The 15,221-nt window shown below is 72.3% G+C and carries 11 protein-coding genes and 1 pseudogene; 2 read left to right on the forward strand and 10 right to left on the reverse strand.

From position 1 onward, the window contains the following. Positions 1–1,670, reverse strand: a 1,670-nt coding sequence (locus ABEA87_RS34340; RefSeq protein WP_345636840.1) for a hypothetical protein, incomplete at its 3' end; no start/stop codon positions are given. A 920-nt stretch (positions 1,671–2,590) separates the two neighbouring features. Between ABEA87_RS34340 and ABEA87_RS34345 the strand changes: the two genes are divergently transcribed. Then, the gene (locus ABEA87_RS34345) at positions 2,591–3,646 is read left to right on the forward strand and encodes a glycosyltransferase family 4 protein (protein ID WP_345636842.1); all 1,056 of its coding nucleotides are present in this window, start codon (positions 2,591–2,593) and stop codon (positions 3,644–3,646) included. Positions 3,647–4,124: 478 nt separating this feature from the next. Here ABEA87_RS34345 and ABEA87_RS34350 read toward each other — a convergent pair whose 3' ends face one another. From ABEA87_RS34350 to ABEA87_RS34360, 3 genes and pseudogenes are all read right to left on the reverse strand, one after another. Then, positions 4,125–5,150 carry a LacI family DNA-binding transcriptional regulator gene (locus ABEA87_RS34350; RefSeq protein WP_345636844.1) on the reverse strand — a complete coding sequence of 342 codons (1,026 nt, stop codon included), beginning with the start codon at positions 5,148–5,150 and terminating at the stop codon, positions 4,125–4,127. 63 nt (positions 5,151–5,213) lie between these two features. Continuing rightward, positions 5,214–5,768 carry a GNAT family N-acetyltransferase gene (locus ABEA87_RS34355; protein WP_345636846.1) on the reverse strand — a complete coding sequence of 185 codons (555 nt, stop codon included), beginning with the start codon at positions 5,766–5,768 and terminating at the stop codon, positions 5,214–5,216. Positions 5,769–6,060: 292 nt separating this feature from the next. Then, positions 6,061–6,189 (reverse strand): annotated as a pseudogene (locus ABEA87_RS34360) (helix-turn-helix domain-containing protein); the annotation flags it as partial. On the opposite strand from ABEA87_RS34360, the gene ABEA87_RS34365 reads away from it, so the two are divergent. Next, on the forward strand, positions 6,184–6,519 hold the full coding sequence (locus ABEA87_RS34365) for a Rossmann-fold NAD(P)-binding domain-containing protein (protein ID WP_345637009.1): 336 nt from the start codon (positions 6,184–6,186) through the stop codon (positions 6,517–6,519). The pseudogene ABEA87_RS34360 and the gene ABEA87_RS34365 overlap by 6 nt on opposite strands. Before the next feature lie 75 nt (positions 6,520–6,594). On the opposite strand, the gene ABEA87_RS34370 is transcribed toward ABEA87_RS34365, so the two are convergent. The 6 genes from ABEA87_RS34370 to ABEA87_RS34395 form a co-directional block, all read right to left on the reverse strand. Next, entirely contained in the window at positions 6,595–8,589 is a 1,995-nt protein-coding gene (locus ABEA87_RS34370) for a S53 family peptidase (protein ID WP_345636849.1), read from the reverse strand. Between the two features lie 166 nt (positions 8,590–8,755). Then, positions 8,756–9,862 (reverse strand): galactose-1-phosphate uridylyltransferase, encoded by a 1,107-nt coding sequence (locus ABEA87_RS34375; protein WP_345636851.1) that lies wholly within the window; start codon positions 9,860–9,862, stop codon positions 8,756–8,758. Positions 9,863–9,867: 5 nt separating this feature from the next. Further along, entirely contained in the window at positions 9,868–10,695 is an 828-nt protein-coding gene (locus ABEA87_RS34380; RefSeq protein WP_345636853.1) for a PHP domain-containing protein, read from the reverse strand. A gap of 52 nt (positions 10,696–10,747) precedes the next feature. Further along, complete coding sequence (locus tag ABEA87_RS34385; protein WP_345636855.1) at positions 10,748–11,146, reverse strand: VOC family protein; 399 nt, start codon at positions 11,144–11,146, stop codon at positions 10,748–10,750. Between the two features lie 120 nt (positions 11,147–11,266). After that, on the reverse strand, positions 11,267–12,313 hold the full coding sequence (locus ABEA87_RS34390; RefSeq protein WP_345636857.1) for a LacI family DNA-binding transcriptional regulator: 1,047 nt from the start codon (positions 12,311–12,313) through the stop codon (positions 11,267–11,269). After that, complete coding sequence (locus tag ABEA87_RS34395; RefSeq protein ID WP_345636859.1) at positions 12,310–15,195, reverse strand: glycoside hydrolase family 3 C-terminal domain-containing protein; 2,886 nt, start codon at positions 15,193–15,195, stop codon at positions 12,310–12,312. The genes ABEA87_RS34390 and ABEA87_RS34395 overlap by 4 nt, the downstream gene beginning before the upstream one ends. Positions 15,196–15,221: the final 26 nt, after the last annotated feature.

Consider the following 15,221-nt stretch of genomic DNA (forward strand, 5'->3'; position numbering starts at 1 on the left):
TCCTGCCGACGCCCGTCGGCGATGCTGTCCTGCCGACGCCCGTCGGCGATGCTGTCCTGCCGACGCCCGTCGGCGATGCTGTCCTGCCGACGCCCGTCGGCGATGCTGTCCTGCCGACGCCCGTCGGAGTAGCCGCGCTGGTTGCCGGCCTCGCCGTAGCGGGCGTCCGGGTGGCCGCGCACGGCCCCGTCGCGCACGGCCCCGTCGCGTTCGGCGCCGTCGCGCTCCCGAGCCTCGCGATCGGCCCGCACCTGCCGGTGGGTGCCGGTCTCGGAGCGTTCGGCCTCGCGGTCGGCCCGGACCTGCCGGTACGAGCCGGTGTCGGTGGGGTCGGCGCGGAGTTGCCGGTGGGTGCCGGTGTCCGAGCGTTCGGCCCGTACCTGCCGGTGGGTGCCGGTCTCGGAGCGTTCGGCCTCGCGGTCGGCCCGGACCTGCCGGTACGAGCCGGTGTCGGTGGGGTCGTTCCGGACCTGCCGGTGGGAGCCGGTGCCGGATCGGTCCCCGTCCCCGTCCGGGACGAGGTACACGCTGGCCGGGAAGCTGGGCTCCTCCTCCGGAGCCTGGTAGCGCACCTCCGGCTCCGCCCGGTGGCCGCCCGGCTCGTCGAAGCGGGCCCGAGGATCGTCCAGGTAGGACAGCCGGGGCAGCGGTTGCCCGGTCAATGGTTGCCCGGTCAGTGGGGCATCGTCGTCATCGGGCGCCGAGTGGTTGCCCCGAGACGCGCCCCTGGCGAACGCGGGGCCGGCCGCGAACGAGTGGTTGCCCGCCTCGTCGTACCACTCGACCCCGGGCCCCTCGAGTGTGAGCGGCTGGTCCAGGTCCGAGCCGCGGCCGGCGCGGGCCGGGCGACCGGACGGCGCGGCGTCGTCGGAAAGCGCCCGCCGGGCGAACGCGTCGTCCTCGGCGCGGGTCGGGCGCTCGAACGGGTCGTCGGAAAGCGGCCGGCGGGCGAACGAGAGCTCGTCCTCGATCGTCCGGCCGACCGGCGCCAGCGGCTCGTCCCGGGGGAGTGCGCGCGGCGCCGAGCCCTTCGACGCCGCCAGCGGCTTGCCGATCGCCTTGATGGTGCCGGTGGTCTGCGCCTTGGGGGAGCGCATCCGCCGTCCCCAGGTCACCGACAGGCGCACCAGCAGGGCCAGCCCGACGAGGAGCACGCAGACCACGTAGCTGACCGTCACCCAGGTCTTCGCGTGCCGCCCCGACTCCAGGCCGTGGAACAGGGCGAAGACCCAGGACAGGTACGCCGAGGCGTGCACCACCCGCCACAGCCCGGGATGGGCGCTGCCGGCGAACCGGCCGCGGATGATGCCGGTCCAGGTCACCAGGATCATCAGGTAGCTGGCCAGCGTGCCCAGCCCGACGTAGAGCACCCGGTGCGAGGCCAGGAACGGCACCACCACGTCGACGACGCTCGCGTGCCCTTCCACGATCTTCGTGAAGATGTGGATGCCGAGGAACACCATGGCCGTCGACGCGGTCGCCCGGTGTACGGCCTGGAGCAGCACGCGGTGGCGGACCATCAGCACGATGCGGTCGGTGGCGGCCAGTCCGACCATCACCGCGATGGACAGTGAGACCAGGGAGAAGACGCCGGAGTAGAACTCCAGGAAGTTGTACACGGCGGAGATGACGGCCTTGCCGGCGCCGGTGAAGGCCAGTCCCGCGCCCACGACCGCGATCAGACCGGCGATGACGAGCGCGATTACCCATACGCGCGGCGCGCCCGGGCGGCTGGCCGGGGTATTTCTAGCCTGGACAGAAGGCTGGCTGAAGGCTCCTCTAGCCACGGCTCCTCGATCTCTTGCGTCGGTGCCGCGGGTTTCGCGGACTGATCCCGCGACCGGCGGCGGTTCCTGTCCTGTGCCAGATTGACTCAACTACGCGAACGTTCCGGGCGACAACTATGTGTTACGGGCGTCGCGGTGAACCTTCGACAAGCAGCACCAGATCTGTTTTGGTCCTCCCACGTCTCTGGTCGGCGGAATTGTCATTCCCGCCGGGGACCGTACCATTACGGTTTTCAACTATCCATGCTTATCGGGTACGGCCGACGATCACCTATCGTAAAGGTCTGCGATACCAGGGGAGGAGTCGGGCGTCTTGACGGCCTCGAATCCCTGATTGGCACATCCGCGGGCCCGGTCGCGCCTGATCGCGGGGTGTTCCTCGGACCTCCCGGCCGTCCCCGGGACCTCCCCGCCGTTGCCTCGGGGACCTCCGGGTCGCTCCCGGCGGGATCGCGCCGGGGCGCGCTGGTTCGCTGGCTCGCGGCCGCACGGGCCGGTTGCCGATGGGCCGGTTGCCGACCGGTGGGCGTAATCCGCGGCGAGACACATCCGCGGCGAGACACACCCGCGGCGAGACACATCCGTGACGGCCGGAACGCCGTCCGCGTCCCGTTCCGGCCCATTCCCGTCGCCCCCGCTGGCCGCCCGCCGACCAACCGGCCGGGAAACCCGGGTACCCGGCCGGCGATGATGGTTGACTGGCCTGGAACGGGGTCTGTAGGCACCCCGCCGTGGACCCGCTGTGGACCCGGCGCGGTCCGGGGCCGAGCGAGAAAACCGAGCTGCCGTGAACGGGGGCGGTCGTGCGGATCGGAGTTATCTCGACGCCGTGGACACCGCTGCCGCCGCCCGCGTACGGCGGCATCGAGGGTGTCGTCGACCGGCTGGCTCGCGGGTTCATCGCGGCCGGGCACGAGGTGCTCGTCGCCGCGCCCGGTGACAGCCAGTGTCCCGCGCGGCTGATCCCGGACGCCCCGCCCGCCGACGTCGACGGGATGGGGCTCAGCGAGGTCGAGCTCGGGCACGTCGTGCGGGCCTACAACGCGATGCCGGACATGGATCTGGTGCACGACCACACGCTGTGCGGGCCGCTGTACCGGCACCGGCCGCCCGGCCTGCCGATCGTCACCACCAACCACGGCCCGTTCCGCGCCCAGCTGCGCGACATCTACCAGGCGATGGGCAGGGACGTGTCGCTGGTGGCCATCTCCCACCACCAGGCGTCGACCGCCAACGGGGTGCCGATCGCCCGGGTCATCCACCACGGCATCGATGTGGACTCGGTGCCGATCGGCGACGGTTCGGGCGGGTACGCCTGCTTCCTCGGGCGGATGAACCCCAGCAAGGGCGTGCGCGAGGCCGCGATGGTCGCCCGGGAGGCCGGGATTCCGCTGCGGATCGCCGCCAAGATGGAGGAAAAAGGCGAGCGGGAGTATTTCGAGTGCGCGGTGTCGCCGCTGCTGAACTCCGACATCGAGTACCTCGGTGAGGTGGGTACCGAGGAGAAGTACGAGTTGCTGGGCGGCGCGTGTGCGCTGCTGAACCCGATGCAGTGGCCGGAACCGTTCGGCCTGGTCATGATCGAGGCCCTGGCCGCCGGTACTCCGGTGATCGCCACGCCGGCCGGCTCGGCGCCGGAAATCATCAACGACGGCGTGACCGGCTTCCTGCGTGAGGACATCGCCGGTCTGGCATCCAGCCTGGGGCGGCTCGGCGAGTTGAGCCGCGAGGCCTGCCGCGAGGCGGCGGTCGGCCGGTTCAGCACCGAGCGCATGGTCGCCGACCACCTCGACCTCTACGCGGAATTGATCGGCGCCGAGAGGCCGGCCCGGCCGGCGTCGGGCACCTCGTCGGGGTGAATCCCTCGCCGCCGAATGGCGGATGAGCGCGACTCGCATTTCGATATCGGGTGCACGCGGGGACGGTCGCCCATCGCGGCCTCGTCGCCGACGATTCGTTCACCACGATGGGCAGCCAGGGCGGTCGCGCCTCGCGCGCGGGTCGCGCGCCGTCGCCACCCGGGCGTCGGGTCGATCGTCATATTGATTCAGATCAGTATGAATTTCGCCTCAGCGGAGGTCGGAGTCGCGAGTGCCGTCGATATCCGATCCTCAGTCGAGGGATTCCGGCGCAATGACGGAGGTCGAGGGGAATGCGACCGCCGGGACCATCCGTCACTGGACCGCTCCCGCCATGATGCCGCGCGCCAGGGTGCGCTGGAAGGCCAGGAAGAACACGATCGCCGGGACGATGCCCAGCGGCGCGCACGCGCTGGTGGTGGTCGCGTCCATCAGCCGGTCGCCCGGCGGCCCGCGGGTCTTCGAGCCGCTTGCCCGGTCAGCGCGCCGGCCCCGGCTCGGAGGGCGCGTCGGCGCAGCTGTCCCGCTCCGCCAGGCAGGGCGCCAGCAGCCGGGTCTCCGCGCCGCGCTCCCCGCGCAGCAGGCTCATCACCCGCTCGACCGCCAGGGCGCCCAGCTGGTGCCCGGGGATGTCCACCGAGGTCATCCCGATGGGCAGCCCGAGCGCCACGTCCTGCGGGCAGATGGCCACCACCGACACGTCCTCCGGCACCCGCCGTCCGGAGGCGCGCAGGATGCCCAGCAGCGGCGAGAGCGCCGCCTCGTTGTGTACCACCAGCGAGGAGACGCCCGGCAGCTGCTCGTCGATCAGGTTCACGCACGACAGCGCGCCGTCGAAGGTCGGTTCGCACGGCCGGCTCACCGATGCCAGGCCGAACTCGTCGACCGCGTCCTCGAAGCCGGCGAGGAACCGCGTCGCGTAGCTGGTGCCGCGCTGGTAGACCGCGGGCGGCGGCCCGATCAGCCCGACCGTACGGTGCCCGTGCTCGGCCAGGTGCGCCACGGCCGTGTACCCGGCCGCGGCGAAGTCGAGGTCGACGCAGCTGATTCCGCCCGGGCGGTTGGGCAGGCCGATCAGCACGGCGGGCTGCCGCAGCCGGCGCAGCACCGGGATGCGCGCGTCGTCGCTCTCGATGTCCATGACGATCAGGGCGTCCACCATGGCGCTGCCGGCGACCCGCTCCAGGCCGTCGGAGCCCTCGTCGTTGGTCAGCAGCAGGACGTCGTGGTCGTAGGACCGGGCCGCGGTGACGACCGAGGTGACGAACTGCATGATGACCGGAACATTGATGTCGCTGCGCAGCGGGGCGGCCAGCGCCAGCACGTTGGTGTGCCGGCCGGCCAGTGCCCGGGCGCCGGCGTGCGGACGGTAGCCCAGCTCGGCGATGCTCGCCTCGACCCGGGCCCGGGTGGCGGGCGAGATCGGCCGGCGTCCACTTAGGACGTAGGATACGGTGCTCGTGGACACGCCGGCCGCCTGCGCGACGTCGGCAATGGTTGCCACCGGCGCAACTCCTTGATCCGGGGAAAAACCTGGTGGTCGAAGCGCTTCGAATTTCTTCGAAGGCTAACGGGGCGCCGCGGCGCGGGCAAGATACTCGTCGCGGGTCAGTGCGTACACCACCGCCGGCTGCTGGCGAAACGACGGTACCGTCGTCTCGCGATCGAAGCGCAGTCCGAGCTTCTCCATCACCCGGCCCGACGCCTGGTTGTCCACGTGCCGGATGCTGACGATCCGGTCCAGCTCGCGGTCGACGAACCCGAATCGCAGCACGGCCCGCGCGCCCTCGGTGGCGATGCCCCGGCCCCAGAACTCCCGCGCCAGCCGCCACCCGATCTCGACGCTCGGCAGCACCTCGGGCAGGAACGTGGGGATGGCGAGGGTGACCCAGCCGGTGAACTCGCCGGTGTCCCGGATCTCGACGGCGAACGCGCCATAGCCGCGCTCCGCCCAGTCCTGCCGCATCCGGGCCAGCCCGGCCGAGGTCTGCTCCCGGTCGCGGGTGGAGCCGTCGGCGATGTAGCGCATCACCTCCGGATCCGCGTTCAGCGCGGCGAGTGGATCGAGGTCGTCGTCCCGGAAGGGGCGCAGGATGAGGCGATCGGTCTCCAGGGTGATCATCGGATCATCTTCCCTCGGGCCGCCCGCGCTCCCGCCACCGCGCTCCCGCGCGGAATCTGGAACGTTCCAGCCGCTCGCCTCCGATCGCGGGAGGGCTTTTTCCGATTTACCCCACCCGCCGGTATTGCGCGTTATAAGCTTGAGTCCTCCCGCAAGGGAGAGCCGGGGCGTAGCCGTGATGTAACAGTCACGTGCTGCGCCCCGTGCTGATTCCCGGGCCGATGACCCTCCGATGCGGCCGATGACCCTCCGATGCCGGTTCCGCGAGGCGAGCGTCCCGACGGCGGTCGGATCAGGATGACTGGCGCCGCCAGGCCGAGGGGCTGACGCCGCGGGCACGCTTGAACGCCACGCTGAAGGCGAAGGCGTCCTCGTACCCGACCCTGCGGGCCACCGTGGCGACGGTGGCCTGGCCATGACGAGCGTTCTCATCCTCGGCGGCACCGGTACGACCGGCAGCCGCGCGATCAGCTTCGGTGAGGCGGTCGGCCTCATCGGCTCGGCCACCGGTAGCGCGATCCGGCACGTCGACATCGACCCCGAGGCGTACGTCGAGCGCCAGGTCGCCCACGGCGTTCCGCCCGGTGTCGCGCGGGTGCTGGCGGGGGTACTCGGGGCCATCCGCGACGGTTCGGGCGCGTCGATCGCCGACGGCGTGCCGCGGGCCCTCGGCCGGCCGCCCAGGCGGTTTGAGGATTTCGTCGCCGAGGCGGCGGCCGCGGGCCGGTGGAGCCCTCGTTCGCGCCGGTAGCCGGACGGCCGGCGGCCCGGTCCCCCCGAGGGGACCGGGCCGCCGGTGGTGCGGTGTGAACCGGGTGACGCGTTCCTAGTGCAGGAGCGCGGCGATCGGCAGTCCGAGGAAGAACAGCAGACCGCCCGGCGACCCGACGCCGGTCTCGTCGTCGTAGCCACGCTTGCTGTGAATCGTGGTGCTCTGCACGTCGATCGTCTGCAGCTGGTACGTCTTGCCCTGCGTGTTGTCGACCGAGTTGGCGAAGTTCGTCCGCACCTCGGCCAGCGGGCTGGTCGGCGCGGTGATGTCGTTCAGAGCGGGCGTGTTCAACAGCTTGTAGTACAACGGGTTCATGAAGCCGAGCTTGCGGTGGGAGAACTGGTCTGCCACCGCTACCACGCCGGCCAGCAGCGGCGAGGACAGGCTCGTACCGCCGATGCGGTACTGGTCCCAGTGGGTACCCTCCGGGAAGACCTGGGTCTGCCCAACCTCGAAGCCGGTGTTCGGGTCACCCGGCATCGAGATGTCCGGCACGGCGCGCATCGGCGTCTTGCCGCCGAAGTACTCCGAGATGGACGTGGGTACCTTGCCCCGCTGGTAGAACGGCTGCGCGTACAGGACGCTGGTGCCGCCGCCACCACCGGAGCTGTAGGTGCCGGGCGGTGCCGGGTCCCAGGCTCCGTTGGTCAGCAACGAGTACGAGCTCTGCCAGCCGTGCTCCCAGATCCGCTGGCCGTTCTTGCCGATGGCGACGCTGGTGCCACCGACACCGGTCACGTACGGCGAGTCAGCCGGGAACTCGACGCTCTTCGACGCCGGATCGGTACCACCCACCGTCCGGTCACCCGCGTCACCGCTGGAGAAGTTCACGGTGATGCCGGTGAGCGCGGCCTCGAGGGAGAACTCGGTGTAAAAGTCGACGTAGTCCTGGCTGAGCGTGTTGATGTCGTCCGTGCCGTCGGTCCACGAGTTGGTGATGATGTCCGCCACGTGGTTGTCGATCGTCTCGGCCCACGCGTCGTCCAGACCGCTGCTGCAGTCGGACCCGCCGACGTAGACGACCTTCGCACCCGGAGCCATCGCGTGCACGGCCTCGACGTCGAGGGTCTCCTCGCCGTACCAGCCGGACGCACCGCAGTCGTCGATCAGGTCGTACCCGTCCGGACCCGGCGTGATCTGGCTGAACTGGCCGGGCTTGAACAGCGGTTGCCCATGTACCTGGTTGTACTTCTGCGCATCGGCGAGGATGGTCGGCGCCGCGTACGCGTCGGTGATGGCCACCGTGACGCCGCGCCCGTCGATGCCGGCGCGCAGCAGGCTGCTCTCGCCGTACGCCGACTGGTACTGCTGGGGCCCGTACCCGCACACCGCGTACGGCTGCTTCTTGCCGTATGCGGAGGGCTTGTCCGTGGCCACCTTCTGGCCGAAGTAGTCCGAGCACGGGTCGACGCCGAAGCGCTCACCCGCGGGCGGCCCGGGCTCCATGTCGGCCGGCTTGTGCAACTGGGCGCCCTGATCGATGCCCAGGACACCCGAGATCACCCCGGTCACCGCGGCCGGCGTGCCGGCCGGGAACGACAGCGCCGAGGAGTTGGCGCGCACCGTCTTGCCTTGGTACGAGAAGTTCTTCACCGTGGTGGCGAAGGTCTTCTCGATCTGGCCCGCGGTCCCACTGGCCTCGACGTACATGCCACTGGTCAGCGTCTTCGTGACCCGGAAGCCCTGCTTGGTCAGCCAGTCCTTCACGGTGTTCACGTCGGATGCGCTCGGCGCGAACTGGGCCCGGAACTGCGCGTTGGTCAGCCACTTGCCGTAGCTCGCGCTGGTCGGGTCCGAGATTTTCTGCAGTGTCGCGACCGCGGCGCTGCTGTTGCGCATGCCGAGCAGTACCCCGAAGCCGATCTGGTCGCTCGTCGAGGTGTTGCTCAGCGGATGTGCCTGGCCCTCCCACTGGGGCATGCTCCCCGGGATGACCTGCCTGCTCGGGGCAGCGAACGCCGAGGGGGCCAGAGCGCTGACGGTCACCGTGCTCACCGCGATCGCGAGACCGACCATCAGACGTCGCCGGCGTAGCGGCGATCTTTCCATGCGATTCCTCCATCTCACACGGAAGGTGTTCGATGGCTTAAGCAAATACAGATTGATGAGTCTCGGTCAAGATTCAAACATCGGCGTGTTTGCGGCGAATCCGGAGATCGCGGCTGCGGGGTGGGCCGGCGAGGGTGAAGACGAGGGTTGCCGGGTCGCCGACCAGTCAGCGACCCGCGATGGCCTGCCGTAAGACCGGCGCGGTCGACTCGGGCGGGCTCGGGTTGACCGACACGCCGGTGGCGAACTCCAGGCCGCCGACAGTGGTGAGCCTCGGGTAGATGGTGAGATGCCAGCGGTACCAGCGGTGGCCGGTCGGGTCACCGACCGGACCGGCGTGCACCACCAGGTTGTACGCAGGGTCGTCGAGCACCGCGGCGAGGCCGGACAGCACCCTGGGCAGGGTAGCGGCCAGCGCGGTCAGATCCCGGTCGGAGGCCTCGGCGAGCCCGGCGCCGCGCCCGGCGGGCAGCAGCGTCGTCTGGTGCGGCACGGACGCGGCCCGGGGCTGGAAGACCAGCACGCCGCCGTCGTCCAGGACCACCCGGTCGCCGGCCCGGCGCTCGGCCGCGGCCAGCGTGTCGTGCAGGCACTCACCGGTCCGTTCATGGTGCTCCCGCGCCCGCCGCCAGCGGTCGGCCAGCCCCGGCGGCAGCCAGTGATCGCGCGACTCGTCTGGGTCGTGGCGCGGCGCGAGACGCGCCGAGCCAGCCCCGTCGGCAAGGTCGAGCGCGACGATCTGGCTGTGCGGGTGGGCCAGCGAGGCGCCGGCCCGCGCACCGTAGTTGCGGAAGACGGTGATCGCCGCGGCGCCCCCGTCGGCCAGGGCGCGGCAGCGCTCGCGCATCGCGGACAGGATCTCGGCGACCTGGTCGGGGTCTCCCCGGCGCAGGTCCCAATCGTGCTGGGCGGACTCGATCACGACCTCGTGCCGCCCGGTGAACGGCATCGCGAGGTCCGGTTCGGGCGAGGACGCCGGCCCGCCGGGCGAAGGCTCCGGCCTGCCGGGAAGCCCGGGCCCGCCGGTGCCCGCCGGATCGGTGGGCCCGCGCTCGCCGGTCGCCGCGTACAGGTTGGGTACCACCCGGACCCGCCAGTCCCGCGCACCGGCCGGCACCCGCAGCACCTCGGGCGGCGTCATGCCCTCGTTGCCGGGGCAGAAGGGGCACGACCCCGGCGCGGCGGGCGCGCGCCCGTCGTCGGGTCGGGCGGCGCGCCGGGGCGCCATGACGCTCCAGCCGCCGGTCTCGCTGTCGATGCGGGCCTCGACCATGCGCCCTACCGTAGCCAGAAGTCCAGCGGATCTTCGCCGGCCCGGAAGCCGGCCGCCTCGACGATGTCGACGGCCAGGTCGAACCGGCCGCCCACCAGCCAGGGCCGGTGCGCGTCGCTGCCGAACGACACCGCCCGGCCGCCCTCCTCGCGCCACCACCGCAGCAGGGACACCGAGGCCAGCGGCGACTTCGTGTTCATCTCCAGCACCCGGCCGGAGGTCGCCAGCGCCCGGAGCACCGCACGGTACTCCTCCTCGAAGACCGCCTCGTCGTACGCCGCGGGCCCGCTCGGCCAGTACCGGCGCGGGTAGTCCAGGTGGGCCAGCACCTCGAACTGGCCGGGGCCCTCGATCATCCGGACCAGCTCCGCGAAGTAGCGGCGCATCACCTCGTCCTCGCCGTCGTCGAGCAGGTAGAACAGCTGCTCGGCGCCGACCAGGTGGTCCTTGTGCGGCAGGGCGTGCAGGGAGCCGAGCACGCGGTCGAAGGGGCCGGTGGACAGCAGGCCGGCGATGCTGGCCCCGAACAGGTGCGGCTCGCCGGCCTCCACGCCGGACAGGACCCGCAGCGGCTTGTACCGCTCCCGGCACTGCTCGATGTCGGCCAGGTAGCCGGTGACGTCCAGCGGCCGGATCTTCTCCCACCAGTCCAGCGTCAGCGGTCCGGCCGCGATGGCGTCGTCCGCTAGCCAGTCGGTCCACTCGACGTGTTCGGTGAACGCGACCGCCGGCAGGCCCAGCTCCAGCGCGCGTTCACAGGTCGCGGCCATCGACCCCTGTCCGTCGGTATCGAATGACCACTGCGAATGCACATGATTGTCAACCGGCAGCACGCTGCCGAGTCTGCCACGCGCACCGGCCCGCTGCCCCCGGTCGTGTCGGGCCTCACCTCGGATCGCGGCGGAGGGGATGATCATCGGGTACCTCGACGATCACGATCCGTACCCCGTCCGGGTCCTCGATCCACATCTCGATCAAGCCCCACGGCTCCCGCAGCGGCGGGCGCAGCACGCTCACCCCGGCGGCGCTCAGCCGCCCGTGCTCGGCGCGCACGTCGCGCACCTGCAACCAGATCCGCAGGGCCGGGCTCGGGCGCTCCTCGCCCCGCCCGGACACCTCGAGCAACCCCTGCCCGAGGAAGTACACGACACCGCCAGCGCTCGCGGGACCGTCCGGCGGCCCGAACTCCCGGTACACGGCCAGCCTCAGCACGTCCCGGTAGAAGCGGTGGCTGCGGGCCGGGTCGGTCGGGCGCAGCAGGATGCGGCTGCCGAGTACCTCCACGCCACGATCATCCTCCGGAACCCGCCGCCGCGGTGCCACTTCAGCGGCGGCGGCGCGGGCCCACAGAGCGCCGGCGGCGGCGCGGGGCTCACTTCGGCGAGCGGGCAGTGGTGTGGGCCTTCAGCGCGCGGGCAGTGGCGCCGCCGCCGTGCTGTCCCGGACGGTCAGCCGGGGCGGCAGCAGGCTGGAGTCCGGCACCGCCTCACCGGCCAGCTTGCGCATCAGCAGCCGGACGGCCTGGGTGCCCACCTCCTCCGCCGGAATCAGCACCGAGGTCAGCGCCGGGGTGGCTCGCAGCGCCAGCCCGTCCGGGCAGATCGCCACCACCGACACGTCCTCGGGCACCCGCCGGCCGTGCGCCAGCAGCGCCGCCAGAAGCTGGTCGACGACCGCCTCGTTGTGCACCACCAGCCCGGTCAGCGACGGGCGCCGTGCGAGCACCTCGCCGACCCGCTGTTCCACGGCGACCGGGTCCTCCTCGCACGGCCCGGCGTCGGCCGCCAGGTTCAGCGTCGCGGCCAGGTCCAGGAACCCCGTCATGGTGCGGCGGGCGAACCCGGTGCCCCGCTCGTACACCGCCCGGGGCGCGCCGATCAGGGCGACCTCCCGGTGCCCGAGCCGGGCCAGGTGCTCCACGCATACCTGCCCGGCCCGGTAGAAGTCGAGGTCCACGCAGGTCAGCCCGTCCGGCTCGGCGGGGAAGCCGATCAGCACGCTGGGCCGGTCGAGCTCGCACAGCAGCGGGATGCGCGCGTCGTTCAGCTCCACGTCCATCAGGATCAGGCCGTCGACCAGGGCGCTGGCGTCCATCCGGCGCAGCCCGTCGGGGCCCTCGTCGGCCGTCATCAGCAGCACGTCCTGGTCGAACTCGCGGGCGGTGGTGACCACGGAGACGGCGAACTGCATCACCACCGGGACGTGCATGCCGGCCCGCAGCGGCAGCACCAGGGCGATCACGTTGGCACGGTTGCTGGCCAGGGCCCGCGCCCCGGCGTGCGGGTGGTAGTTGAGCGTACGGATGCTCGCCAGTACCCGGGCCCGGGTGCCGGCCGAGATGGTCCGCTTTCCGCTCAGCACGTAGGAGACCGTGCTGGGTGCGACCCCGGCGTGCCGGGCGACGTCCAGGATCGTGATCACGCCGGTGCGCTGCGACCGCCGCGGGATCACGGCAGGGCCTCGAAGCTCAGGGTGCGCAGGGCGACCCCGGGGGCGTCGAACACCGCGTACAGGTCGCGGATCCCGCGTGCGGCGCACGGCGCGGTGGCGGTGGCGAACCCGTACCGGCCGGACCGGCACTCGGTCGCCAGCGCGCCGACGACCGGACCGTCCAGCGGGTCGTCCAGGCGCAGGGTGACGGCCGCCGGGCCGCTGCCGACCCGCGCCAACTCGGCCCGGCACCGCGCGGCACCGTCGCCGAAGTCCGTACCGTCGAAGCAGATCCAGCCGCCCGGCTCGGTGGCGGTGACCGCGTCGCCGCGCTCCGGGCCCGCGTCGCACAGGGTGATCCCCGCGTACCCGTCGAAGTCCGCGGCCTGCAGCGTCCGGCCCAGCGCGGCGCGCGGCGGGATCGTCTCGCCGGCCACGCTCAGCGCGGCGGCGCACCGGATGTCGGCGCTGGAGCGGCCGACCAGGACGTCGTGGGTGGCCCGCTCCACCACGAACCGCTGCCGGGTCACGTCCCAGAACGCGAGCTCGGCGGCCCTCAGCACGAAGCGGACGGTCAGGCGCTCGCCCGGCGCGAGGTGCACCCGGCGGAACCCGCGCAGCTGCCGGATCGGCTGCTTGACCCGGGAGCCGCGCTGCCGGGTGTAGAGCTGGACCACCTCGTCGGTGGCCCGGTCGCCGGCATTGCTCACCTCAACGCTGACGGTCAGCTCGCCGCCAGCGGTCACCGAGCCGTCCGGGCCGGCGCCGGGCGCGGACAGGCGCAGGCCGCCGTACTCGACGGGGGAGTAGGTCAGCCCGTGGCCGAACGGGTAGAGCGGGGTGCCGCGGAAGTACAGGTAGGTGGCGTCGGTGGCGACGATGTCGTAGTCGAGCAGGTCCGGTAGTTGCGCCGCGCTCCGGTACCAGGTCTGGGTCAGCCGCCCCGCGGGTGCCGCGTCACCGAACAGCGCGTCGGCCAGGGCCCGGCCGAACTCCTGCCCGCCGTGCGCGGACCACAGGATGGCCGGCACGTGCTCGTCTGCCCAGCCGATGGCGTACGGATAGCTGCTGGTGACCACCAGTACGCACCGGGGGTTGGCCGCGTACACCGCGCGGACCAGCCGCTCCTGGTCGGGCGGCAGGCCCAGGTCGACCCGGTCCTCGGTCTCCCGCCCGTTGATCATTGGGTGGTTGCCGACCACCACGACGGCGACGTCGGCCGTGGCGGCCACCGCGGCGGCCTCGGCGACCCCGTCGTCGATCAGCTCGACGGTGAACCCGGTGGCCTCCGCCGCGCTGCCGGCGTCGGCGCGCAGCGTTCCGTCCGGGGCGATGGTGATGAACCGCCCGCTGGCCAGGTGCCGCACGATCACCTCGGTGGCGCGGTCGACCAGCTCGAAGGTCTCGTTGACCACCCAGCCGCCGGGGCACGCGGACTCGTTGGCCAGCGCGCGGCCGGCGTCGACGGTGAGGTACCGCCCGTTGGCCACCGAGCGCAGGGCCAGCACTCCCCGGCCCCAGTCGCACACGTCCAGCCAGGTGTCCGGGCCGGCGCGGTCGGCCCCGGCGCACAGCGGTCCGCCGGTGGGCGCCTGGTCGGCCGTCACGTACCGGCCGGCTGCGGCACCGGCGCCCGCCGCCACCCGCAGGGCTATCCGGTCCACGCCCTCGGCGTAGCGCACCGCGCCCGGGTCGGGCAATCGGGCGGCCAGCCCGCCACGCGCCGTCGTCGCGTACGGCAGGGTGCCGCTGTACCAGTCCGGGTACACCTTGTCGGCGAGCGGCCCCAGCACCGCGACGCTGCCGAGCCCGGACGCGGGCAGCGGCAGTGCCCGGTCGTTCTTCAGCAGCACCATCGCCTCCCGTGCGGCCCGCGCCGCCAGGTCCTGGTGGGCCGGGCAGTTGATGACCTCCTCGGTGATCTCCTCGTACGGGTTGGACCCCGGCGGGTCGAACTCGCCCAGCCGGAACCGGATGGCCAGCAATCGCCGCACCGCGGCGTCCACGTCCGCCTCGGTGAGCCGGCCGCTCGCCAGCGCGGCGGACAGCCGCTCGACGGTCAGCGTCGGGTGCTCGCCGTTGTCGGTGAAGCTGTCCACCCCGGCCCGCACCAGCGCGGCGTGCCCGGATACGTGATCGGGGTAGTAGTGCTGCGCGTCGACCACATTGGACGGTGCCTGGGCGTCGCTGACCACCAGGATCTCGTCCTCGCTCCACCCGCGCAGCTCGGCGGCCAGCAGCGGCGACAGGTGCGCCGGCCGGCCGTTGACCAGGTTGTACGAGGCCATCACGGCGACCGCCGCGCCGGCGCGCACGGGTGCGGCGAACGCCGGCAGCTCGTACTCGCGCAGCACCCGGGGCGGCAGGTTGCTGGAGGTGGTGTCCCGGCGGGTCTCGTTGTTGTAGCCCAGGAAGTGCTTGAGCGTGGGCGCGGTCTTCAGGAACGTGGGGTGGTCGCCGCGCAGGCCGCGCGCGTACGCGGTGGCGAGCACGCCGGTCAGCAGGGGATCCTCGGAGTACCCCTCCTCGTTGCGGCCCCACCGGGGGTCCCGCAGCAGGTTGACCACCGGCGCCCAGACGTTCAGGCCGCCCCGGTCCGGGTTCTTGTGGTGAAATCCGCGCGCCTCGTCGCCGACGGCCGCGCCGACCCGCTGGACCAGCTCGGGGCTCCAGGTGCTCGCCAATCCGATGGCCTGGGGGAAGACGGTGGCCGGGCCGAGCCAGGCCAGCCCGTGCAGCGCCTCGGTGCCGGTGTGGAACGGGCCGATGCCCAGCCGGTCGACCGGCGCCTGGTGCTGGTGGAGCAGCCCGACCTTCTCCGCCAGCGTGAGCCGGTTCATCAGGTCGGAAACCCGCTGCGCCAGCGGCAGGTCCGCGTTCTGGAAGCTGTCCGGCTCACCCATGTCGAATCCTCCCGGCCGGTGACGCT

The sequence above is a fragment of the Rugosimonospora acidiphila genome (assembly GCF_039543385.1).
GTDB classification, from domain to species: Bacteria; Actinomycetota; Actinomycetes; order Mycobacteriales; family Micromonosporaceae; genus Rugosimonospora; species Rugosimonospora acidiphila.